Origin of the sequence: Micromonospora avicenniae (assembly GCF_900156065.1) — a bacterium.
Taxonomy (GTDB): domain Bacteria; phylum Actinomycetota; class Actinomycetes; order Mycobacteriales; family Micromonosporaceae; genus Micromonospora; species Micromonospora avicenniae.
In genome coordinates, this window is sequence record NZ_FTNF01000018.1 from 67,815 (window position 1) to 93,477 (window position 25,663).

A 25,663-nucleotide genomic window follows, 5' to 3' on the forward strand; every position below is an offset into this window, starting at 1 on the left:
GTTTCTTGCGCTCTATGCCCCAATTACTCTGGGTGCTAGAGGGATGATCGGTCTGTTTCCCCCGCCCCTCGTCTGAGGCTCCGGTCGGCTCTTCGGTCGAACTCTCATCGACGAACTCTTCTCCCAGGCATCGAGACTTATGCTGCTGTCAATGTGAAGTCCTGGGGGGATCATGATCACGGCTGTCTATTGCCGCGCGTCTGTCCATAGTGGACATAACTCCACGTCCTGACATGAGCGACGAGACGCTGATCCATCGCTTCGGCGATGTCGCCGCCGCCTGTGCCGAACATGCCGCAGTGCTCACCGAGACCCGGCGGCTCACCTACGCCGAGCTGGCCGGCCTCGCCGGCGGGTACGCCGAGGCACTGGTCGCGGGCGGGGCCCGGGCGGGCGACCGGGTCGGGCTGCTGACCGCGCACGGGCACCACACCATCGCCGCCGTCCTCGGCACGCTCGCCGCCGGCTGCGCGTACGTGCCACTCGATCCGGGCTACCCGCACCACCGGTTGCGGCACATGCTCGACGGCGCCGGAGTGACCACCATCCTCTGCGCCGCCGAGCACGAGGAACTCGCCGCGGCGCTCGCCGCCGGTCGGCCGGACACCCGCGTCCTCGTCGTGGCGGACCCCCGCCCCGCCCCGCTGCGCCCGCAACCGGTCGACCCCGACGCGCTGGCGTACGTGCTGTTCACCTCGGGCTCGACCGGCGTGCCCAAAGCGGTCGGGCAGACCCACCGCAACCTGCTGCACGTGGTGCGCAACCAGATCGACACCCTTCAGATCGGACCCGACGACCGGCTCAGCCTGCTCGCCTCGTTCAGCTTCGACGCGGCCATCCCCGACCTCTATCCGGCGCTGCTCACCGGCGCCGCGGTCGTCCCCGTCGACCTGCGCCGGCACGGGCTGGCGTACGCCGTCGAGCAGCTCGCCCGCCACGGCGTCACCATCTACCACTCGACGCCCACGGTCTACCGCTTCCTGCTGGACGTGCCCGGCGTCGAACGGCTCGACCGGGTACGGGTGGTGCTGCTCGGCGGGGAACAGGCCAGCCACGCCGACGCCGCTCGTGGACGGGGACGGTTCGCCCCCGGATGCATGCTGGTCAACGGCTACGGCGCCACCGAGATGACCTTCGCGGCCCGGTACGCGCTGCCGCTGGCGCAGGCCGACCCGGCCGCCACCGGGGCGTTGCCGATCGGGGCCGCGCTGCCCGGCTACCAGCTGCGGCTGGCCGAGAACGGCGAGATCGTCGTGCGTAGTGCCCACCTCGCCCCCGGCTACCTCGACCGGCACAGCGACCGGTTCTTCACCGACCCCGACGGCGTGCCGGCGTACCGTACGGGCGACCTGGGCGAGTGGCTGCCCACCGGCGAGCTGCGCTGCCTCGGCCGGCTGGACCGGCAGGTCAAGGTGCGCGGCTTCCGGATCGAACTGACCGAGATCGAGGCGCTGCTCGCCGCCGAACCGGGCGTCGCAGGCGTCCGGGCCGTCGCCCGCGACGGCGAGTTGCTGGCGTACGTCCGACCCGCCGCCGGGCCGCTCGACCCGGCCGCGCTGCGTACCGCGCTCGCCCGCCGGTTGCCCGAGTACGCGCTGCCCCGCGCCGTGGTGCCGGTCGACGATTTCCCACTCACCGTCACCGGCAAGGTCGACGAGCGGGCGCTGCCGGACCCGGAGCACACCGTGCCGCCCGGACCGGGACCGGCCACACCGACCGAGCGGGACGTGCACGACATCTGGCGCGCGGTGCTCGGGCGCGACCACGTCGGGCGCACCGACAACTTCTTCGACGTCGGCGGGCAGTCCCTGCTCCTCGGTCAGGTGCAGCAGCGCCTCGCCGAGCGGTTCGGGGTGCGGCTACCCATGCTGCGCCTCTTCGAGCACCCCACCGTGGCCGCGCAGGCCCGGCTGCTCGACGAACCGCGGCCTGCCGACCGCGTACCGGCTTCCGTGCCGGACGTGCCGGCCGCCGATCGGGCATCGGCTCCCGTGCCGGACGTGCCGGCCGCCGATCGGGCGCCGGCTCCCGTGCTGGTCACGCCGCTCGCGCCGTCGGTGGCCGCGCGCGCGTACACCGGCGACGAGATCGCCGTGGTGGGTCTCGCCGGCCGATTCCCCGGCGCTCCCGACGTGACCACCTTCTGGTGGAACCTCTGCGCCGGGGTGGACTCGATCCACGATCACACCGACGCGGAACTGGCCGAACTCGGCATCGGGCCGACGTTGCGCGCCGATCCCCGGCACGTACGGGCCGCCGGCCGGCTCGACGGTGTCGCCGACTTCGACGCGGAGTTCTTCTCCTTCGGTGCGCAGGAGGCGGCCCGCACCGACCCGCAGCACCGGCTCTTCCTCGAGACCGCCTGGGAGGCGCTGGAGGACGCCGGGCACGACCCGACCCGGTTCCCCGGCCTGATCGGCGTCTACTCGGCCACCTCCGCCAACCGTTACTTCCTGTTCCACCTCATGGACAACCCGGTGGTGGTGGGTGAGGTGGACCCGGACGACTGGGAGGCCCGGCTGATCGGCCGCCAGTTCACCGACCACCTGCCCGGGCAGGTCTCGTACCGGCTGGGGCTGACCGGGCCGGCGGTGGCCGTGCAGAGCGCCTGCTCCAGTTCCCTGGTCGCGGTCTGCCTCGCCGCGCAGAGCCTGGCCGACTACCAGTGCGACATCGCGCTCGCCGGCGGCGTCAACGTCACCTGGCCCCGCTACCGGCACACCCCTGGCGGGCTCGCCTCCCCCGACGGTCGGTGCCGCGCCTTCGACGAGGCGGCCAACGGCTCCGGGTTCGGCTCGGGCGTCGGCGTGGTCGCGCTGCGCCGGCTCGCCGACGCCCAGGCCGACGGAGACCGGATCTACGCGATCCTGCCCGGCTGGGCGGTCACCAACGATGGCCCGGACCGCGCCGGATACGCCGTACCCGGACCGGCCGGGCAGGCCGCCGCGGTGGCGAACGCGCTCGCCGCCGCCGAGGTGGCCCCCGGCGAGGTCCGCCTCATCGAGACGCACGGCAGCGGCACCCCGCTCGGTGACGCCATCGAGGTGGCCGCCCTGCACGAGGTGTACGCGGGTGGGCCGGCCGAGAGCTGCGCGCTCGGTTCGGTGAAGACGAACATCGGCCACCTGGACGCCGGCGCCGGGATAGCCGGCCTGATCAAGGCGGTGCTCGCCGTCCAGCACGGCACCATCCCGCCGAACCTGCACTACACGCGCCCGCATCCGGAGATCGACCTGGCCAGCGGTCCCTTCTACGTGCCCACCAAGGTGCGGGACTGGCCGGAGGCGCCGCGCCGGGTCGCCGGCGTCAGCTCGTTCGGGCTGGGTGGCACGAACGCCCACGTCGTGGTCGAGCAGCCGCCGCCGGTCGAACCGGTCGACGGGCAGCCGTCCCCGACGGCGCACCTGCTGCCGGTCTCCGCGCGTACGCCGGCCGCGCTGCGCGACGCACTGACCCGGCTGCGGCGGCACCTCACCGGCGCCGCCCCGGCCCTGGCCGAGGTCGCCGCCACGCTCGCGCTCGGCCGACGGGCGTTCGGGTGCCGGGCCGCGATGGTGGTCAGCGACCCGGCGGGAGCGGTCGCCGCGCTGGACGAGCTGCTGGAGACCGGCGCCCGGGTCGCGGGCGAGCCCGGAGCGCTGCGCGAGCTGGCCGGTGCCTGGGTGGCGGGGCAGGACGTGGACTGGGCGGCGCTGCATCCCGAGGGTCGCGTCCGCCGCACCGGCCTGCCCACCTACGCCTTCCAGCGGCAGCGGTACTGGATCGATCCCCCTCGGAAGGGCACCCGGTGAACTGGTTCGTCTCCGCCGGCGGCCGTGGCGTGGCCCCGGTGCAGCTCTTCTGCCTGCCCTACGCCGGTGCCGGTGCCAGCGCCTTCCGGCGCTGGCAGGCCGGCCTCGGCCCGGGCGTGGAGGTGCTGCCGGTGCAGCTGCCGGGCCGGGAGAACCGGATCACCGAGGATCCCCGCTTCCAGGTGGTGGACGTCGCCCGGGCCATCGCCGAGCGGGCCACCGGCCCGTACGCCGTGTACGGCCACTCGATGGGCGGTCGGCTCGGCTTCGAGGTGGTCCGCGAGTTGAGCCGCGAGGGGCGACCGCTGCCGTTCCGGCTCTACGTCGGTGGGGCACGCGCCCCGCATGTCACCGCGCCCAGCCTCTTCGACGGTCTCTCCAGAGTGGACGACGACGAGCTGCTGCGCCGCCTCGGTCAGGGCGGCGGCCTGCCCGCCGAGGTTCTCGAGCACCCCGAGCTGGTGGAGCTGTTGCTGCCGCTGCTGCGTGCCGACTTCGGCCGGGTGGACAGCTACCGCTACATACCCGGTGATCCGCTGCCGGTGCCGATCGTGGCGTACAGCGGCCGGCACGACCGGGCGGTCACGCGCGAGCACAGCGAAGCCTGGGGCCGGCACAGCGCGGTCGGCTTCACCCTGCACGAGATCAGCGGCGGGCACTTCTTCCTGCACGACGCGTTGGACGAGCTGCTCGCCGCGATCCGCGCCGACCTGGCAGCCGTCGTCGCGGGGACCGCCGCCGGGCCCGGTCCCGTCCCGGCCGCCGCGCCACTCGGCGCGCACCGGGTGCCGCTGGGCGACACCGGCTGGTCGGTCTGGCGGGACGCCATCCTGCGTACCACCGGCTTCCCGGCCGATGGGCTCACCAGGTTCTCCGCACCGCAGGCCGCGGCCGCTGCCGACGAGCTGCTGGCGACCAGGTCGGGAGCCGAGCACTTCGACAAGGAGTTCGCCGCGGCGGTGGCGGTCGGTGCCGAGCGGCTGAGCGAGCTGGCCGACGACCGGCTGTTGGCAGAGGCGATCACCTGGCAGAACCGCAACATGCTGACGGCCCTCGACGCGTTGCGGCGAGACGGTGCGGACGCGCCCCGTAACGCGCGCCGACGGGAGCGGGAGCGAGTGCTGCTCAGGTACTGGCAGCGTTACTGCGGCAAGAACGAGACGATCGGTTTCTTCGGGCCGGGCTGCTGGGTGACGCTCGACCCGACCCGGCCGGCGACCGTCGAGGTGCGCCCCGGACCCGCCCTCACCCGCCGTCGCCGGGTGTGGTTCGAGTCGTGGGCGCTGGCCGCGTACGCCGACCGGATCGGGCGGGACCTCGCCGTGCGCGCCTGGTGGCCGCCGTGCCTCGCTGCGCACCTGCGCCTGGTCGGCCGTGCCGTACATCGTCCCGGTCGACCACCGGTGCCGCTCACCCCGGTCGAGGCGGCGCTGCTCGCCGCCGCCGACGGCCGGCGCAGCGCCCGGGAGTTGGTCGCCGACCCGGCGATCGGGCTTCGCCGCCCCGAGGACGGGTACGCGCTGCTCGACCGGTTCGTCGAGCGGGAGCTGGTGACCTGGGACGCGGCACTGCCGGTGAGCCCCGCCGCCGAGGATGTGTTGCGGCAACGGATCGAGTCGATCGGCGACGGCCCGGCGCGGGAGTCGGCCCGAGCCGGCTTCGACGCGCTGTGCGCCGCCCGCGACGAGGTGGCCGTCGCGGCCGGTGACCCGGACCGTCTGCGGGTCGCGCTGGACGCGCTCGACGGGACGTTCACCGCGCTGACCGGTATGCCACCCCGACGGCGAGCCGGTCAGATGTACGCCGGGCGGACACTCTGCTACGAGGACACCGGCCGCGACCTCGACGTGGTGTTCGGCGCGCCCCTCCTGGACGGGATCGCGGCACCGCTGGACGTGCTGCTGCGGGCCGCCCGCTGGCTGGCCGGCGCGCTGGAGCAGGCGTACGTGGCGGCGTGCCGCGCACTCTACGAGGAGCTGCGGGCCGAGGCGGGCGGCGGGCAGGTGGCCCTGTCCGACCTGTGGTTCCTGATGCAGGGGCTCTTCTGGGGCGACGGGGAACGCCCGGTGGACACGGTGGCCGCCGAATTCGCCGCCCGCTGGGCGGGACTGTTCGGGCTCGCCGACCTGCCACCGGGTACGACACATGTCCGGCTACGGGTGGCCGACCTCGTCGACCAGGTCGCCGAGGTGTTTCCGGCCGTTCGCCCGGGGTGGAGCGGCGCCCGGGTGCACAGCCCGGATCTGCAGATCTGCGCGACCGACGCGAAGTCCCTCGCCCGAGGTGAATACACCGTGGTGCTCGGCGAGATGCACACCGCCTGGCCGTCCTTCGACTGCGAGGCGCTCGCCCTGTCCCATCCCGACGGGGAGCGGCTGCGCTCGGCGTTCACCGAGGACCTCGGCGAACAGCGGATCCGATTGCTCTTCCCCACAGACTGGCCGCGCCGCACCGGGCGGGTCGCCGAGGCGCTGACCGGCCCGACCGACCGGCAGTTGGCGTTCGGGCCCGCTCCCGGCGCCGACCCCGCACGGGTGCTGCCGACGGTGGCCCTGACCGTCGGCGAGGTGGCGGGAGAGCTCGTCGCGACGGCACCGGACGGGCAGCGCTGGCCGCTGATCGAGATCTTCGCCGGCGTGCTCGCCGCGCACGCCGTCGACGGGTTCAAGCTGGTGGCCACCGCGCCGTACACCCCCCGGATCACGCTGGACAGGTTGGTGGTGGCCCGGCAGACCTGGCGGACCACGGTGGGGGAGAGCGGGCTGGCGGCGGTGACCGGAGAGCGGGAGCCCTTCCTGGCCGTCCGCGCCTGGCGTAGCCGGCTCGGCCTGCCCGAACAGGTGTACGTGAAGTTCGCGACCGAGGCCAAGCCCTGCTTCGTGGATCTGAGCAGTCCGGCGTTCGCCGCCATGTTGTGCGCCATGGCCCGGGCCGCCGGCGACGAGGTGTCCCTGGCGGTCAGCGAGATGCTGCCGACCCCGGACGACGCCTGGGTCCCCGACGCCCAGGGACGGCGCTACTTCAGCGAGCTGCGTCTGCAGATCACCGATCCGATGAGTTACCGGGGAGAGAACGGGTGACCGACATCCTGACCATCAGCGCGGCGCAGGGGGAGTCGCTGCCCTGGCCCGACGCGACGCTGGCCGAGTTGATCGTCGCGCAGGCCGCCCGTACCCCCGACGCGGTGGCGGTGCGCCAGTGGGACGACCGGCTCAGCTACCGCGAGCTGCTGGACAGGGCAGGCGGGGTGGCCGCGGCGCTGCGAGCACGCGGCGTCGGCCGGCAGAGCCGGGTCGGTGTCTGCGGCCAGCGGCGGCCGGAGCTGGTGGCGACGGTTCTCGGCGTGCTGCTCGCCGGGGCGTGTTACGTGCCGTTGGAGCCGGGCGGTCCGCGCCGGCGGCTGCGGGAGATCGCCGCGGACGCGGGCGTGACCGTGGTGATCGGGGACGCGGCCGAGACCGAGTTCGCCGACGTCGCGGGTATCGAGGCGCTCGGCCTGCCCGGGCCGGCGCCCCTCGTACCCTGCCCGGCGCGGCCCGAGGACCTCGCGTACGTGCTGTTCACCTCCGGCTCGACCGGCCGCCCGAAGGGGGTGCTCACCACCCACCGGAACCTGGTCGAGTTCCTGCACGGCGTGGTGTCGTTCAGTGGCGCGGACGCGGGGGTGCGCAGCCTCGGCATCGCCTCGCTGGGCTTCGACACGGTCACGATGGACCTGTTCGTTCCGCTGCTGCTCGGCGGCTCGGTCCAGCTGATCGGCGCGGCGGACCGGGCCGACCCGGTCCGGCTCGGCCGCTTCATCGCCGCGCACGAGGTCAACTGGGGCTTCATCACGCCCACCGTGCTGTCGATGCTGGACCCGGACGAGCTGCCCGGCTGGCGGGTGGTGTTCTGCGGCGGTGAGGCGGTGCCGGCCGAGCTGGCCGCCCGGTGGGCGCCGGGGCGTACGTTCCTCAACGGCTACGGGCCGACCGAGACGACCGTGCTGGCGCTGAGCTGCCGGTTGACCGCCGACGAGACCGATCCGGTGCCGATCGGCCGACCACTGCCCAACCACCGCGCGTACGTGGTCGACGCCGACCTGCGTCCGGTGCCGCCGGGGGCGACCGGCGAGCTGCTGATCGGTGGACCCGGCCTGGCCGACGGTTACCTCAACCGGCCGGGGCTCACCGCCGAGCGGTTCGTCCCGGACCCGTTCTCCGAGGTGCCGGGGGCGCGGTTGTACCGCAGCGGTGACCTCGTCCGGCAGCTTCCGGACGGCCGGATCGCCTACCTCGGCCGGGCCGACCGGCAGGTCAAGGTCCGTGGCCAGCGGATCGAGTTGGGCGAGGTGGAGGCGGTGCTGGCCGAACTGCCCGGGGTGGACCGGGTGGCGGTCGAGGCGATGCCCGAGCCGGCCGGTACGGAACTCGTCGCGTTCGTCACCCCGGTGGACGCGCCCGACGACGAGCGGCTGCGTGACTACGCCGGCCCGCGGCTGACCGCCGCGATGCTGCCGGCCCGGGTGCTGCGCCTCGACGATCTGCCGGTCAGCCCGATCTCCGGCAAGCTGGACCGGTCGGCGCTGCGCGCCCTGGCCGCCGCCGCCCGTGCGGACGGCCCGGAGCAGGCGCCGGACGAGCCGCTCGACGCGGCGGTACGTCGCATCTGGACCCGGCTGCTCGGCAGCGCCCCCACCCCGGAGACGGACTTCCTCACCGCCGGCGGCAACTCGATCGCGGCGATGCGGCTGGTCGCCGCGATCCGTGCCGAACTCGGCCGGCACGTCGACACTCGGGACGTCCTCACCGACCGGACGTTCACCGGCCTGGTCGAGCGGGTCGCCGCCGCCCCGACGGCGGACGGCGACGGGCTCACCACCGGCAACCCGCCGACGCTGTCTCCACCCCAGCGGCGGCTGTGGTTCGTCGACCAGCTCGCCCCGTCCAGCGCGCCGTACAACATCGCGTTGGCCCATCGGCTGCACGGCCCGCTCGACGTCACCGCGCTCGGGGCGGCGTTGCGGGCGGTCGTCGAGCGGCACGACGTGCTGCGCTGGCGGATCCCGCAGACCGGCGGCGTGCCGTACGCCGTCCGTGAGGAGCCGACCGACGTGGCCGTGCCGGTGGTCGACCTGGCCGGCGACGACGACCGCGAGCGGAAGCTGGCGGGGATGCTCGCTGCCGGCGCCGGGCACACGTTCGACCTGGCCACCGGGCCGCCGTGGCAGGTGACCGTCTACCGGCTCGCCCCGGCCGAGCACGTGTTGGCGATCACCCTGCACCACGCGGTCTTCGACGGTTGGTCCGAGACGGTCCTCTACGACGACCTCGGGGCCGCGTACGAGCAGGCGGTGGCCGGGCGGACGCCGCGGCTGCCCGCGCTGACCGCCGGCTACGCGGACTACGCGGTGTGGCGGGCGGAACGGGACCGGCGCCGGGGCGAGGCCGACCTGTCCTGGTGGACGGCGCATCTGCAGGGCGCGCCGACGGTGCTGGACCTGCCGCGGGACCGCCCGCGCCCGGCCGTGCAGACGTACACCGGGGCCGAGGCCGCCGTGCGGTTGCCCGTCGCGACCGATCGGGCGGTGCGCAGCCTGGCCGAACGGCTGGGAACCACGGTCGCCGCGGTGCTGCTTGCCGGTTTCGGCGAGCTGCTCGCCCGGCTCACCGGCGGCGACGACCACGTGCTCGGCGCGATCGTCGCCGACCGGAGGCTGGCCGCCTTCGACGACGTGGTCGGCCTCTTCATCGACACCGTGCCGGTCCGGGTACGCACCGGCGGGGCGAGCTTCGCCGAGCTGGTCGACCGGTGCGCCACCGAGCTGCACGAGGTGACCAACCATCCGGCCGCGCCGCTGGAGCGGATCGTCGAGGCGCTCGGCGTCGGCCGGGACACCTGCCGCGCGCCACTGGTGCAGGTGCTGTTCAACGTGCTCAACTTCGTGCCGCCGAGGCTGGCGCTGACCGGACTCGCCGGCGAGGCGGTCCCGGTGCCGAAGCCCGGCTCACCGTTCGACGTGACCGTGTACGTGGTCGAGGGCGCCGGCCGGATCGGCGTCGAGGTGGTCCACAACCCGGACCTCTTCGACGGCGAGCGCATCGACGCGCTGCTGGCCGACCTGGCGGCCCTGGTCGGCGCACTCGCCGCCGACCCCGACGCGCCGGCCCGCGAGGTCGCCGCCGGGCTGCCCCGCCCGGCCGTCCGGATGGCCCAGCTCGGCGCCATGACCGTGGCCGCCACCGAACCGCCACGCGCCGTCCTGCCCGCCGGACCGGACGGGCTCACCGAGACCGAGGAACTGGTCGCCGGCATCTGGCGGGAGGTGCTGGAGCGCGATCGGATCGCCGTCACCGACAACTTCTTCGACATCGGCGGGCACTCGCTGGCGCTCGCGGAGGTGCACGCCCGGCTGGCCGCCGCCACCGGTCGCTCGATCAAGATGCTCGACCTGTTCCGCCACCCCACGATCCGCGCGCTCGCCGCCAGCCTGGACGGCGCCACCGACCGGCCGGAGCTGGCCCGCGCCGCCCTGCGAGCCGCCGCCCGGCGCGGCCGTACCCGTCGAAACCCACCCCGCCGCCCCGGCGGCACCACGCACTGAAGGAAGCCGTGATGGACGTTCCGACCGCAATCGACAGGTCCGGCGACGGCGACGGCATCGAGCCGATCGCGATCGTCGGGATGGCCGCCCGCCTGCCCGGCGCGGCGGACGTGAACGAGTTCTGGCGCAACCTGGTCGACGGGGTGGAGTCGGTCACCGAACTCAGCCGCGAGGAGCAGCTGGCCCGGGGCGCCACCGTCGAGGAGGTGGACGATCCGGGCTGGGTCAACCGGGCCCCGCTCATCGACGGGTACGACGAGTTCGACGCCGCGCTGTTCGGGATGACCGAACGGGAGGCGGCGATGACCGACCCCCAGCACCGGCTCTTCCTGGAGTCCTGCCATACGGCGCTGGAGGACGCCGGCTACGACCCGTCCCGCTACGACGGCGCGGTCGGCGTGTACGCGGGCACCGGCGGCAACACGTACCTGCACCGCTACGTGCTGCGCAACAAGCGGGTCGGAGGCAACCCGCACAGCGCGGTCTCCATCGCCGCCGGCAACTCGCCGAACTACGTGGCGACCACCGTGTCGTACCGGCTGGACCTGCGCGGCCCGAGCCTCACCGTCCACACCGCCTGCTCGACGTCGCTCGTCGCGTTCCACCTGGCCTGCGAGGCCCTGCGCAACGGTGAGTGCGACATGGCGCTCGCGGGCGGGGTGAACGTCGAGCTGCCGCACGTCGGCTACCTCGGCATGGACGGCTTCACCTCGCCCGACGGGCGGTGCCGGCCGTTCGAGGCCGGCGCGAACGGCACCGTGTGGGGCAGCGGCGTCGGCGTCACACTGCTCAAGCGCCTCTCCGACGCGATCGCCGACGGTGACCCGATCCGCGCGGTGGTGCTCGGCAATGCGATCAACAACGACGGCGCCGGCAAGGTCGGTTTCACCGCGCCGAGCGTCGACGGGCAGATGGAGGCGGTCGCCCAGGCGGTCGCGATGGCTCGCGTCGACCCGCGCACCGTCAGCTACATCGAGGCGCACGGCACCGGCACCGCCATGGGGGACCCGATCGAGGTGGCCGCGCTCTCCGCGGTGTACGGCAGCGAGACCGACGACCGGGGCTGGTGCGGCATCGGCTCGGTGAAGTCCAACATCGGCCACCTCAGCCAGCCCTCCGGCATCGTGAGCGTCATCAAGACGGTGCTCGCGATGGAGCACGGCCTGATCCCGCCGACGATCAACTACGAGACCCCGAACCCGGCCATCGACTTCGCCGACACCCCGTTCTACGTGGCGAACACGCTCACCAAGTGGGACACCGACGGTGGTCCGCGTCGGGCCGGCGTCAGCTCGTTCGGGATCGGTGGCACGAATGCCCACGTGGTGCTGGAGCAGGCGCCGGCGGCGTACCGGAGCGCCCGGCGGGTGCGTGCGGCGCAGTTGCTGCACGTCTCGGCGCAGACCGCCACCGCGTTGGAGAGCGCGGTGCGGCGGCTTGCGGAGCGCCTCGGTGAAGCGGCCGACGCCGGCCCGGAGTACCTCGCCGACGTGGCGCACACGCTGCGGGTGGGCCGGCGGGAGTACCCGCACCGGGCGGCGGTGGTGGCCGTCGACCTGCCCGGCGCGGTGGCCGCCCTCGGCGATTCGCGGCGCCTGCAGCGCGGTGTGACCGACGGTCCACCCCCTCGGGTGGGCTTCCTGTTCTCCGGTCAGGGCGCCCAGTACGCCGGCATGGGCGCGCAGCTCTACGCCGAGGAGCCCGGCTTCGCCGCGGTCGTCGACGAGTGCGCCGAACTGCTGCACCCCGAGTTGGGGCTGGACATCCGGGACCTGATCCTGGGCCGGGAGCCGGATTCCGGCGAGAAGCTGACGCAGACCCGCTACACCCAACCCGCCCTCTTCGTGGTCGAGTACGCCCTGGCCCGCCTTTGGCAGGACGCCGGGGTGAAGCCGGCCGCGATGATCGGGCACTCCATCGGCGAGTACGTGGCCGCGACCGTGGCCGGCGTGCTCAGCCTCCCCGACGCGCTGCGGGTGGTGGCCGCCCGCGGCCGGCTGATGCAGTCCCTCCCGGCCGGCTCGATGCTCGCCGTCGCGCTGGACGAGTCGGCGGTCGCCGAGCGCCTGCCCGAGGGGCTGGCCGTCGCCACGGTCAACGGCCCCGGCACCTGCGTGGTGGCCGGCGAGACCGAGGCGGTCGCCGCGTTCGCCGAGACGCTCAAGGGCAGGAGCAAGCTGCTGCGCACCTCGCACGCCTTCCACTCGCCGATGATGGAGCCGATCCTGGGCGAGTTCACCGCCCTGATGGCGTCGGTGACCCTGCGTCCGCCCACGGTCCCGTTCCTGTCCAACGTCACCGGCACCTGGATCACCGACGAACAGGCCACCGACCCGGCGTACTGGGCGTCGCACCTGCGCCGGCCGGTGCGCTTCGGCGACTGCGTGGCCACCCTGCTCGGCGAGGGCACCTGGCAGCTCGTCGAGTGCGGTCCCGGAACGCAGCTGGCCAACCTGGCCCGGATGCAGGTCGCCAAGGCCTCCGCCGAACAGCGCAAGCTCACCCCGCTGGGCAGCCTCCCCGGCCCCGGCGACTCCACCGGCGACCTGGCCACCCTGCTCGGCGCCGCCGCCGTGCTCTGGTGCGCCGGCACGCCGGTGCGACTCGGGGCCGATCCGCAGGCGCGGCGGGTGCCGCTGCCCACCTACCCGTTCCAGCGGCGTCGCTACTGGGTCGACCCGGACCCGGAGCAGCAGGCGGCGGCCACGGTGGAGACCGGGCCGCGGCCGCTGCCGGAGTGGTTCGCCGTGCCGGTCTGGCGGCAGGCCGCCCCGCAGCCGCGCACCGAGCCGTTGGGTCGCTGCCTGGTCCTCGTCGACGGGCCGCGCGGCGAGGCGCTGCTCGCCGGGCTGCGGGCCGGAGGCGCCGACCCGATCGAGGTACGCCCCGGCGACGACTTCGCCGCCACGCCGACCGGTTACCGGCTGCGCCCCGGATCGCGGGAGGACTACGACGCGCTGGTCGCCGCGCTGACCGCCGACGGCGTACCAGCCCGGATCGTGCACGCGTTCACGTTGGGCGGTGCGCCGACCGGCACCGACATCACGGCGACCTGGGCCGCGCAGGAGCGGGGCTTCTTCAGCGCGCTGCACCTGGTGCAGGCGCTCGCCGGCGCGGGGCTGACCACCGAGGAGGACACGCGCACGCTGGACCTGGTCACCGCCGGCGTCGGCGACGTACGCGGCGACGACCTGGTCCGGCCGGAGCACGCCACCCTCGCCGGACTGGCCCGGGTACTCCCGGCCGAGCTGCCCGGGCTCGCCGTGCGGCTGATCGACGCCGACCCGGCCGACGACGGCGGGCGCGCCCTCGTGGCCGAGTTGCGCCGCCCCCGTGATCCGGCGCGGGCGGAGCTGGCGCTGCGGGGGGCTCGCCGCTGGGTGGCCGACTACGAGCAGGTCACCCTCGACGCCGAGGGTGAGCCGGGCGCGCTGCGCGACGGCGGCCGGTACGTGATCACGGGTGGTCTGGGTGGCATCGGCATCACGCTCGCCGAGGACTTCGCCCGGCGGGCGCGGGCCCGGCTGGTGCTGCTGGCCCGCTCCGGGCTGCCGCCTCGGAAGCAGTGGGACGACCACCTCGCCGTGCACGGCAGCGACGACCGGGCCGGCCGGGCGATCGCGGCGATCCGCCGGATGGAGGCGGCCGGCGCCCAGGTGCTGGTGCTCGCCGCCGACGTCACCGACCCCGACGACCTGCGCCGGGTGCGGGCCGCGGCCGAGGAGGCGTACGGCGGGATCGACGGCATCGTGCACGCGGCCGGCCTGCCCGGCGGCGGCATGGCCGAGGTCAAGGAGCGGAGCGAGGCGGAACGGGTGCTCGCGCCGAAGCTCGCCGGCACCCTCGCGCTGGCGCAGGTCTTCGGTGACCTGCCGCTGGACTTCGTGGCGCTCTGCTCGTCGATCACCGCGGTGATCGGTGGGTTCGGGCAGGTCGACTACTGCGCCGCCAACGCCTTCCTCGACGCGCACGCCCGCGCCGGGCAGGGCTGGCGGGCGCCGGTGCTGTCGCAGAACTGGGGCGGCTGGGCCGAGGTCGGCATGGCCGTCGAAACCGACGTGCCCGCGGGCTTCCGCGCCGCCGGACGGGACACGGTGACCAGCACCGTCGACCACCCGGTGCTCACCACCCGGGTCACCGGGCCGGAGGGGACCGTGCTGCACGGGCTCGTCTCGGCGAGCACCCACTGGATGCTCGACGAGCACCGTATCGGCGGGGTTCCGGTGGTGCCGGGCACCGCGCACCTGGAGTCGGTGCGCGCGGCGGTGGCCGCGGCGGTGCCCGCCCCCGCCGCGGATGCGGTGGTCGAGCTGCGCGACGTGGTCTTCCTGGAACCGTTCGCCGTGCCGGACGGCACGATCGCGCAGTACCGGGTCGAGTTCACCGCCGCCGAGGACGGCCTGGACTTCACGGTGCGCAGCCTCGCCGGCGGGCGGCTGCGGACGCACGTGCGAGGTACGGCCGGCTGGACCACCGAGCCGGCCTCGCCGGCCCGGCGGGTGACCGTCCCGGGCCGCCGCGTCGACGACGACGCCTCGTTCGGCCGCGGCCGTACGAGCATGCTGACCTTCGGTCCACGATGGAAGGCGCTGCGGGAGCACCACCTCGGTGAGGGCGAGGAGCTGGCACGCGTCGAGGCGCCCGCCGAGGCGGCCGGCGACCTGGCCTCGTGGGGTCTGCACCCGGCCCTGCTCGACGTGGCCACCGCGTTCGGCCGCGGCCAGGGCTCCGGCACCTACCTGCCGATGTCGTACGGGCGGATCGTGGTGCGCGGGCCGCTGCCGGTGCGCTTCACCAGCCACCTGCGGCACCGGGCCGGCGCCACCGACGAGGTGGTCGCCGCCGACCTGACCCTGCGCGACGAGGCGGGCCGCGAACTGGTCGCGATCAGCGACTTCGTGTTGCGCCGGGTCGACCAGGGAGCGGTCACCGGCGGACTGGCCGCGACCGCGCCGGCCGAGGAGGCGCCGGCCGGGCCGAGCGAGGACATCCGGCCGGTGGACGGGGCGGAGGCATTCCGCCGGAGCCTCACCGCCGGGCTCGGAGCACAGGTGGTCATCGCCACCCGGACGGTCGCCGCCATCCGCGAGCGCGCCGGTCGGGTCACCACGGAGAGCATCGAGGACGGGCCGGAGGCCGCGGCCGCGCCAGTGGTGTCCGGCGGGGGATCGGCCGCGCCGAGCACCGAGCTGGAGATCGCCATCGCCCGGGTGTGGCGGGACGCCCTCGGTGTGACCGAGGTGGGGGTCGACGACGACTTCTTCCACCTCGGCGGCAACTCGCTGGTGGCGGTGCAGCTGATCGCGGCGATGCGCAAGGCCACCGGCGTCCGGCTGCCCATGCGCAGCCTCTTCGAGACGCCCACCGTGGCCGGCCTGGCCGCCCGGATCGAGGAGCTGCGCGCCGCCGCCCCCACGACCGACGAACCGCCGGCCCCGGCGGCCATTCCCGCCATCCCGCGACTGCCGCGCGCCTGACCACCCAGAACAGAAGTTGGAGAGACTCATGAGCGACACGATCGCCACACTGCCGGTGGTCGTCGAGAACGACGGCCGATCTCTCACCGATCTCATCACCGACCGTCGGGTGGAGCTGCGCGCCGCCCTGGTCGAGCACGGCGGGCTGCTGTTCCGTGGCTTCGACGTGGGTGGGGTGGACGGGTTCGACCAGGTGGTCCGTGCCCTGTCCGGGGAGCCGCTGACCTACACGGAGCGTTCGTCGCCCCGGCACGCCATCAAGGGCCGGGTCTACACCTCGACCGACTACCCGCCGGACGAGGAGATCTTCCTGCACAACGAGAACTCGTACCAGGCCCGCTGGCCGCTGACGCTGTTCTTCTACTGCATCACCGCACCCGAGACGCAGGGCGCGACGCCCCTGGCCGACGTACGGCGGGTGTACCAGGAGATCGACCCGCAGGTACGGGAGGAGTTCGTCCGGCGCCGGTGGATGCTGGTGCGCAACTTCCACGAGGACTTCGGGACTCCGTGGCAGCACGTGTTCGGCACCGACGACCGGGCCGAGGTCGAGGCGTACGCGGCGGCCAACCGGATCCGGCTGGAGTGGCGGGGCAAGGGCGGGCTGCGTACCCGGGCGGTACGCGACGTCGTGCACCACCGTCCCGGCTCGGACATCCCGCGCTGGTTCAACCACGCGACGTTCTTCCACCTCAGCACCCTTCCGAAGGACTACCAGGAGGGGCTGCTCGACATGTTCGGCGCCGAGGACCTGCCGTCGAACACCTACTACGGCGACGGCGGTGAGATCCCCGCCGACGTCATGGACCACCTGCGGGCCGCGTACCGGGCCGCGAGCGTCCGCTTCGACTACCAGCGCGACGACGTGCTGGTGGTGGACAACATGACCGCGGCGCACGGTCGTGAGCCGTTCACCGGCCCCCGCAAGATCGCCGTCGCGATGGCCGAGCCGCACACCCCCGAGAGCACTGGAGCGATCTGATGGCCGAACCCCGATTCCTCGTCGTCCGCAACGACGAGGAGCAGTACTCGATCTGGTCGAGCGACCGGGAACTGCCCGCGGGCTGGCACGAGGCCGGGTTCACCGGCAGCCGCGAGGAGTGCCTGGCGCACATCGACAGCGTGTGGACCGACATGCGTCCGCGCAGCGTGCGGGAGACGGTGTAATGGCTCAGGAGTGGAGCTTCCCGGCGTCGTACGCCCAGGAGCGGATCTGGATCGCCAACCAGCTCGACGCGGCCTCGCCGGTCTACAACATCTCCAACCCGTGGGTCTTCCCCGCGGGGGTGACGCCGGAGCAGGCCACCGACGTGCTCAACCAGGTCGTGGCCCGGCACGAGACGCTCCGCACCCACCTGCGGGTCGACGACGGCACACTGGTGCAGGTGGTCCGCGCGGCGGAGCGTTTCGAGCTGCCCGTGGTCGACCTTCGCGGGCTGAGCGGCGCCGAGCAGGAGCGGCGGTACGACGCCGAGCTGACCGAACTCGCCCGTACGCCGATCCCGCTGGACGCCCCGCCGCTGTGGCGGGCCCGGCTGCACCGGCTCGCCGACGACCGGGTGACGCTGCTGTTCGTGGTGCACCACGCGGTCTTCGACAGCCACTCGTCGGTGCTCTTCGCCGCGGAACTGGCCGCGTTCAGTCGGGCCGCGCTGACCGGCGCGCCCGCCGAGGTGCCCGAGCTGCCCATCCAGTACGCCGACTTCGCGGTCTGGCAGCGCGAGCAGCTCACCGGCGCGGAGCTGGAGCGGCAGCTCACGTTCTGGCGCGAGCGTCTGGCCGGGGCGCCCGCCGCGACCGGGCTGCCGTTGGACCGCTCCCGCCCGGCCCAGCTCGGCTTCGCCGGCGACGAGGTCCGCTTCGACCTGCCCGAAGGGCTGCTCGAGCGGGCGACGGCACTCGGCGCCGCCAGGGCAGCCACGCCGTACATGGTGCTGCTGGCCGCGTTCGCCGCGCTGTTGTCCCGGACCGCCGGCGAGGAGGACCTGGTGGTCGGCGTCTCCACCGCCGGCCGGGACAGCACCGAGCTGACGTCGCTGATCGGCATGTTCGTCAACCCGGTGGCGCTGCGGTGCGACCTGACCGGCGACCCGACGTTCGGTGACCTGCTCGTCCGGGTGCGCGACGGCCTGGTCGACGCGCTGGAACACGGGCAGACCCCGTTCCAGCGGCTCGTCGAGGCGGTCGCGCCGCAGCGGGACCCGTCGGTGCAGCCGATCTTCCAGACCGCGCTGAACTTCATCCCGGACTCCGGGCTGGACGCGGTGGCGCTGGGCACCACCAAGGACGACCTGGCCTTCGACATCACCGCGGAGACCAGCCGGCTGGTCTACCGCACCGCGCTGTTCGACCGGGCCACCGCGGAAGCCGTCGTCGCCCGCTACGTCCGCCTGCTCGACGCGGCCGTCGCCGACCCGCAGCAGCGGGTCTCGGCGCTGCCGCTGCTCGACGACACCGAACGGGAACGGGTGCTGGTCACCTGGAACGACACCGCGCACGAGCTGCCGGCGTCCACGGTGGTGGCGGAGCTGCAGCGGCAGGCGGCGGCCACCCCGGACGCCACCGCGCTGGTCCACGAGGACGTCGCGCTGTCGTACGCCGAGCTGAACGCCCGGGCAAACCGGCTCGCTCGACTGCTGGTCAGCCGCGGCGCCGGCCCCGAGAGCCGGGTGGCGCTGGCGCTGCCCCGTTCGGCGGAGCTGGTGGTGGCCATCCTCGCGGTGCTCAAGTCCGGGGCCGCGTACGTCCCGGTGGACACCGGCTACCCGGCCGGCCGGATCGCGTACCTGCTCGAGGATGCCGAGCCGGTGCTGGTGCTGACCACCGCGGAGACCGCCGGGCTGGTGCCGGCCGGGGCGCTCGTGCTCGACGCGGGCACCGGCGCCGAACTGGCCGACGGAGACCTCACCGACGCCGACCGGCTCGCCGCGCTGCGCCCGGAGCACCCGGCGTACGTGCTCCACACCTCTGGTTCGACGGGGCGGCCGAAGGGAGTGGTGGTGGAGCACCGGGCGGTGACCGCGTACCTGGCCTGGGCCCGGCACACCTACCCCGGGCTGGCCGGCACGGCGTTGCTGCACTCGCCGGTCTCGTTCGACCTGACCGTCACCGGCCTGCTCGGCACGCTCACCGCCGGCGGCACGGTGCGGCTGGCCGCGTTCGACGCCGCCGCCGCCCGCACCGGCGGCCGCCCGACGTTCCTCAAGGTCACCCCGAGCCACCTGCCGCTGCTGGAGCCCGAGCTGTCGCCCACCAGTGACCTGGTGATCGGCGGCGAGGCGCTCACCGGAGAGCAGCTGGCGCGGTGGCGGGAGGGCCACGCGGACGTCGCGGTGATCAACGAGTACGGCCCGACCGAGGCGACCGTCGGCTGCGTCGCGGCCGGGATCGCGCCGGGGGAGCCGGTGCCCGCCGGTCCGGTGCCGATCGGACGTCCCACCTGGAACACCCGCGCGTACCTGCTCGACGCGGCGCTCAACCCGGTGCCGCCGGGGGTGGTCGGAGAGCTGTACGTCGCCGGTGACCAGCTGGCCCGCGGCTACCTGCGCCGGCCGGGCCGCACCGCGGAGCGCTTCCTGCCCTGCCCGTACGGGGCGCCGGGGCAGCGGATGTACCGCACCGGGGACCTGGCCCGCTGGCGGCCCGACGGGACGCTGGAGTATCTCGGCCGCCGCGACGACCAGGTGAAGATCCGGGGCATGCGGATCGAGCTCGGTGAGATCGAGTCGACGCTGCTCGCCCGGCCGGACGTGCGGGAGGCGGCGGTGGTGGTGCGCACCGACTCCGGCGAGCCGGAGCTGGTCGGCTACCTGGTCGGCACCGCCGACCCGGCGACCCTCGCCGTGGACCTCGCCCAGGAGTTGCCCGCGCACCTGGTGCCGGCCGCCTTCGTCGCGGTGGACGCGCTGCCCCTCACCCCGAACGGCAAGCTCGACGTGGCGGCGCTCCCCGCGCCGCAGGCCACCCCCACCGCCGGTGGCTACGTCGCCCCGCGCACGGAGGCCGAGGCGCTGGTCGCCGAGATCTACGCCGAGATCCTCCATGAGGACAAGGTCGGCGCGTTGGACGACTTCTTCGTCCTCGGCGGCAACAGCCTTCGCGGCATGCGGGCGATGGCCCGCATCCGCGCCGAGGTGGACGTGGACCTGCCGATGCGGGCGCTGTTCACCAGCCCGGTGGTGGCCGACCTGGCCGCCCTGATCGAGCAGCGGATCGCCGCCGAGCTCGACGGGCTCTCCGAGACCGAGGTCGCCGCGCTGCTGGCGGCGGAGAAGGACAAGCCCTCATGACCGACCTGAAGGATCCGGCGCGGGACCCCGCCCGGCAGGCGCTCATCGCGCAGCGGTTGCGGCGGCGGCAGTCCGCCGCTCCCGCGGCGCGGATCACCGTGCGTCCGCCCGACGTGGAGGTGCCGCTCTCGTACGCTCAGGAGCGGGTCTGGTTCATGGACCAGCTCGCCCCGGGTGAGGCCGCCTACCACATCGCGGTGCCGTTGCGGGTACGCGGCCCGCTGGACGTGCCGGCACTGCGCGCGGCGCTCGACGGCCTGACCCGGCGGCACGAGTCGCTGCGTACCCGTTTCCCGGCGGACGCCGACGGCCGGCCGACCGTCGTGATCGAGGAGACCGTCGAGGTGCCGCTCACCGTCGTGGACGCGGCCGACGCGACGGCGGCGCAGGAGCTGGTGGAGGCGGCCTCGGTCGAACCGTTCGACCTGGCGCACGGTCCGCTGCTGCGTGCCCTGCTGATCCGGCTGGCACCCGAGGAGCACGTGCTCTTCCTCGGCAAACACCACATCGTCGGTGACGGCTGGTCGGTGGACCTGCTGCTACGTGACCTGGTCACCCTGTACCGGGGGGCCGAGCCGCCCGCCCTGCCCGTCCAGTACGGCGACTTCGCCGTCTGGGAGGCGCAGGAGCTGGCCGGGCCGGCGGCGCAGGGCCACCTCCAGTGGTGGCGGCAGCGCCTCGCCGGGGTCACCCCGCTGGAGCTGCCGCTGGACCTGCCGCGCCCGGCCACCCAGACCTACCGTGGTGACTTCGTCGAGTTCACCCTCGACGGAGCAACCCGGGACGGCCTGTACGCGCTCACCCACTCCTACGGCGGCACGCTGTTCATGACGCTGCTCGCGGCGTACCAAGTCCTCCTGGCTCGCCACGCCGGCCAGGAGGACTTCGTGGTCGGCGCCTCGGTCGCCGGCCGCTCCGTCCCGGAGCTGGAGAACGTGGTCGGCATGTTCATCAACATGCTGCCGCTGCGCGCCGAGTTGGCCGGCGAGCCCACCTTCGGCGAACTGCTGGAGCGGACCCGGCACAGCGTCCTCGACGCGCTGGAGCACGGCGAGGTGCCGTTCGCGAAGGTGGTGCACGAGCTGGGACTGCCGCGCGACGTCAGCCGGTCGCCGGTGTTCCAGGCCATGTTCGTGCTGCAGAACTACGACATCGGCCGGTACGCCAAGGTCCCCGGCGACAGCACCGTGACGTTCACCTGGACGCCGATGGAGCTGCGGGCCACCCGGTTCGACATCGAGCTGCACGCCGTGGAGACCGTCGACGGGCTCTGGGGCAAGTTGGTGTTCAACACCGACCTGTTCGCCCGGGAGACCGTGCAGCGGATGGCCGACCGGTTCGGCACGCTCCTGCGGGCCGTGGTGGCCGCGCCGGACACCCCGGTCTCCGCGCTGGACCTGCTCGCCCCGGTCGAGCGGGAGCTGCTGTCGGTCTGGAACGACACCGCCGCCGACTTCCCGCGTGAGCAGACCCTGCACGCTCCGATCGAGGAGCGCGCCGCCCGTACGCCGGACGCGGTGGCACTCCGGTTCGAGGGCCGTTCGGTGACGTACGCCGAGCTGAACGCCGCCGCCAACCGGGTCGCGCACCGGCTGCGCGCGGCCGGTGTGGGCCCGGAGACCCTGGTCGGGGTCTGCGCGGAGCGCTCGGTGGAGCTCGTCGCCGGCCTGCTCGGCGTGCTGAAGGCCGGCGGGGCCTACCTGCCGCTGGACCCGGAGTATCCGGCCGACCGGCTGGCGTTCATGGTCACCGACGCGGCCGCGCCGCTGGTGCTGGTCCAGGAGCATCTGCGTGGCGTGCTGCCGGAGACCGGCGCCACCGTGCTCGTCCTCGACGACGAGCGGACCTGGGCGGACCAGCCGACGACCGATCCGGCCCCGGCGAGCGGCCCCGAGCACCTCGCGTACGTCATCTACACGTCGGGCTCGACCGGCCGCCCGAAGGGGGTTCCGAACACCCACCGGGGCATCGTCAACCGGCTGGACTGGATGCAGCAGACGTACCGGATCGGCCCGGACGACGCGGTGCTGCAGAAGACGCCGGCGAGCTTCGACGTGTCGGTGTGGGAGTTCTTCTGGCCGCTGCGTGAGGGCGCCCGGTTGGTGCTGGCGAAGCCCGGCGGGCACAAGGACGCCGGTTACCTGCGGGACCTGCTGATCGCCGAGGCGGTGACCACCACCCACTTCGTACCGTCGATGCTGACGGTCTTCCTGGCCGAGGAGGGCGTCGAGGCGGCGGCCGCGCTGCGTCGGGTGATCTGCTCCGGCGAGGAGCTGCCGCTGACCACCGCCACCGACTTCACCGCCCGGCTGCCCTGGTGCGGCCTGCACAACCTGTACGGCCCGACCGAGGCGGCGATCGACGTCAGCTCCTGGCACTGCGACCCGGCGCTGCTGGCCGGTCTGACCAGCGTGCCGATCGGCGCGCCGATCGCCAACATGCGGCTGCACGTGCTCGACGCGGCCGGCAACGAGTGCCCGGTCGGGGTCGCCGGTGAGCTGCACATCGGCGGTGTGGGGCTGGCCCGCGGCTACCACCGCCGGCCGGCGCTGACCGCTGAGCGGTTCGTGCCGGACCCGTTCTCCGGTGAGCCGGGCGCCCGGCTGTACCGCACCGGTGACCTGGCGCGCTGGCGGCTCGCGCCCGGCGCGGGCGGCAAGGACCGCCCGGACGGGGTCATCGAGTTCCTCGGTCGCGTCGACCACCAGGTCAAGCTGCGCGGTCTGCGGATCGAGCTGGGCGAGATCGAGAGCGCGCTGCGCGAGCGGCCCGGAGTGACCGAGGCCGCGGTGATCGTCCGGGAGGACACCCCCGGCGACAAGCGGCTGACCGCCTACCTGGTGGGGACGGCTGAGCACGGTGAGGTGAAGGCAGCGCTGAAGGAGACGCTGCCGGAGTACATGGTGCCCGCCGCGTTCGTGACTCTCGACGCGCTGCCGCTAAGCCCCAACGGCAAGCTGGACCGCCGGGCGCTGCCCGCGCCGGTGGTGACCCGCGAGGCGTCGGTGGCGCTGGTGGAGCCGCGCGACGACACCGAGCGACTGCTCGCGGCGATCTGGTCGGAGGTGCTCGGCGTTCCGACGCTCGGCATCGACGACGACTTCTTCGACCTCGGCGGGCACTCCATGCTCGCCACCCAGGTGGTCGCGAAGATCCGCAAGGCAGAGCACGGCGGCCGGCCGGTCGGCGTGATGGACCTGTTCCAGCAGCGCACCATCCGGGAACTGGCCGCCTTCATGTCCGGCGCGACCGGCGAGGAGGGGCCACGCCGGCTGCTCTACGAGCTGACCAAGCCGATCCCGGCGAGCAAGCGCGTCGTGTCGTACGTCTGCGTGCCGTACGGCGGCGGTAGCGCGATCGTCTACCAGCCCCTCGCGGACGCCCTGCCGGCCGGGCACGCGCTCTGGTCGCTGGCCATCCCGGGGCACGACGTCGGGCTCACCGAGGACGCGGTGCCCTTCGACGAGCTGACCACGCGGGTGGCCGAGGAGATCCTCGAACGCATCGAGGGCCCGATCGTGCTCTACGGCCACTGCGGCGTCGGCAGCGCGATCGTGACCGAGGTGGCGCGCAAGGTGGAGGCGACCGGCCGTGAGCTGGAGGCGCTCTACATCGGCGCGATGTTCCCGTTCGCCCGCCCGAAGGGCCTCTTCGCGGCGGTCCGGACCCGGCTGGAGGCGCTGCGCAGCAACCGGCACTACGCGAGCTGGCTGAAGTCGATGGGGGTGGACACCGACGAGCTGGATCCGGAGCAGGCCGACCGGATCATCAGCAACATGCGGGCCGACTCCCGTGCCTCGGAGGAGTACTTCACCGGTCTGCTCGACCGTCGGGTGACGAAGTTGCGTACTCCGATCGTCTCGGTGGTCGGCTCCGAGGACCCGGTCACCGACTACTACACCGAGCGGTACGCCGAGTGGCAGTTCCTCAGCGACACGCTGGCGCTGGTGGTGCTCGACCAGGCCGGGCACTTCTTCCTCAAGTACCGGGCGGACGAGCTGGCGGAGATCGTCACCCGCACGCACCGCGCCGTCGGCGAGGGGACCGTCGCCGAACTCAGCCGAGAGGCGCGGGGCGAGGACGCGAGCTGGGCGGTCCACGACACGCTGGCCGTCGGCGTCGAGGAGCAGCCCGGACGCGACACGGTGAAGCCGAGCATGGCCCGCTTCGTCGCGGTCACCGCCGGGCAGCTCGTCTCCACCACCGGGTCGGCGCTGACCGCGTTCGCGCTGCCGATCTGGCTGTTCAACCGGACCGGATCGGTGGCCGACCTGGGCCTGCTCTGGGCGCTGGCACTGCTCTGCGGCGTGTTGATGCTGCCGATCGCGGGGGCGATCACCGACCGGGTGAGCCGGCGGAAGATCATGATGATCGCCAGCAGCAGCGCCGGCTGCGTGCAGGTGGTGCTCGCCGCGCTGCTCTGGACGGACAGCCTGGCGCTGTGGCACATCTACGGTCTCGTGGCGTTGAGCCAGGTGGCCGGGTCGTTCCAGCGGATCGCGTTCCAGTCGGCTGTGCCGCAGCTCGTGCCGAAGCGCTACCTCGGGCACGCGATGGGCATCACGCAGCTCTCCAACGGCTTCGCCATGCTGCTCATGCCGGTGTTCGCCGCCGGTCTGCTGGCCGCCATCGAGCTGAAGGGCATCGTGCTGCTCGACGTGGCCAGCTACGTGCTGGCCGTACTCACCCTGGCGCTGGTTCGCTTCCCGAACGCGCTGGGCTGGCGGCCGAGGGAACGGCTGCTCGTGGCGATCGCCAACGGGTTGCGTTACTCCTGGCAGCACCGCGGGTTCCGGCTGATGCTCGGCTACTTCGCGCTCGGGAACATCTTCCTGGCCCCGGCGCTGGTGCTCATCACGCCGCTGGTGCTGTCGTTCGGCACCGCGACCCAGGTGGCGCAGGTGGCGCTCGCCGAGGCGCTCGGCGCGGTGGCCGGTGGCGTGCTGATGTCGCTCTGGGGCGGCCCTCGGCGCCGGCGGATGATCGGCGTGCTCATCGCCAACCTCGGCACCGCGATCGGCTGCGTCCTGATCGGCCTGGACGCCTCGCTGGTGATGATCTGCGTCGGCGTGTTCTGGCTGGCCACGGCGATGACCACGGCGCAGTCCATCTACGCCACCATCGTGCAGGTCAAGGTGCCGCAGCGCTTCCACGGCCGGGTGTTCAGCCTGAACCAGACCATCTCCTGGTCGACCCTGCCGATCGGGTTCGCACTGCTCGCCCCGGCGGCCACCGGCCTGTTCGAGCCGATGCTCGCCCCCGGTGGCGCGTTGGCCGGGTCGGTGGGCGCGGTGATCGGTACCGGACCGGGCCGGGGGATCGCTTTCGCGTACGTCTGCTTCGGCGCGGCCCTGGTGCTGATCACCCTCGGTGGCTTCGCGATCCGGCTGCTGCGTCGCTTCGACCTCGAGGTCGAGGACTCGTTGCCGGACGACCTGGTCGGTGCACAGGAGCGGGAGCGGCGCATCGCCGCCCGCGCTGCCGAGCGGGAGGAGAAGGCGCTGGTAGCGGCGTGAGCGGTGG

8 protein-coding genes are annotated in these 25,663 nt (G+C 73.8%); all 8 read left to right on the forward strand.

The window, feature by feature from the left end; genetic code table 11:
• Positions 1-233: 233 nt before the first annotated feature.
• Genes BXA10_RS23540 through BXA10_RS23575 form a run of 8 tightly spaced genes read left to right on the forward strand, consistent with a single transcriptional unit; the run spans position 234 to position 25,656 of the window.
• Positions 234-3,791 carry an AMP-binding protein gene (locus tag BXA10_RS23540; protein ID WP_076472995.1) on the forward strand — a complete coding sequence of 1,186 codons (3,558 nt, stop codon included), beginning with the start codon at positions 234-236 and terminating at the stop codon, positions 3,789-3,791.
• Positions 3,788-6,871, forward strand: coding sequence for a thioesterase domain-containing protein (locus BXA10_RS23545; protein WP_076472996.1), 3,084 nt, complete (start codon positions 3,788-3,790; stop codon positions 6,869-6,871). The genes BXA10_RS23540 and BXA10_RS23545 overlap by 4 nt, the downstream gene beginning before the upstream one ends.
• Positions 6,868-10,374, forward strand: coding sequence for a non-ribosomal peptide synthetase (locus BXA10_RS23550; RefSeq protein WP_076472997.1), 3,507 nt, complete (start codon positions 6,868-6,870; stop codon positions 10,372-10,374). Before BXA10_RS23545 ends, BXA10_RS23550 begins: the two co-directional genes overlap by 4 nt.
• A gap of 11 nt (positions 10,375-10,385) precedes the next feature.
• A complete protein-coding gene (locus BXA10_RS23555; RefSeq protein ID WP_076472998.1) occupies positions 10,386-15,851 on the forward strand; it encodes a type I polyketide synthase in 5,466 nt (1,821 codons plus the stop codon).
• Between the two features lie 28 nt (positions 15,852-15,879).
• Positions 15,880-16,833 (forward strand): TauD/TfdA family dioxygenase, encoded by a 954-nt coding sequence (locus tag BXA10_RS23560; protein ID WP_076472999.1) that lies wholly within the window; start codon positions 15,880-15,882, stop codon positions 16,831-16,833.
• Positions 16,833-17,018 (forward strand): MbtH family protein, encoded by a 186-nt coding sequence (locus BXA10_RS23565; protein ID WP_076473000.1) that lies wholly within the window; start codon positions 16,833-16,835, stop codon positions 17,016-17,018. The genes BXA10_RS23560 and BXA10_RS23565 overlap by 1 nt, the downstream gene beginning before the upstream one ends.
• Positions 17,018-20,140, forward strand: a complete 3,123-nt coding sequence (locus BXA10_RS23570; protein WP_076473001.1) for a non-ribosomal peptide synthetase — start codon at positions 17,018-17,020, stop codon at positions 20,138-20,140. The genes BXA10_RS23565 and BXA10_RS23570 overlap by 1 nt, the downstream gene beginning before the upstream one ends.
• A complete protein-coding gene (locus tag BXA10_RS23575; protein WP_076473002.1) occupies positions 20,137-25,656 on the forward strand; it encodes a non-ribosomal peptide synthetase/MFS transporter in 5,520 nt (1,839 codons plus the stop codon). The genes BXA10_RS23570 and BXA10_RS23575 overlap by 4 nt, the downstream gene beginning before the upstream one ends.
• Positions 25,657-25,663: the final 7 nt, after the last annotated feature.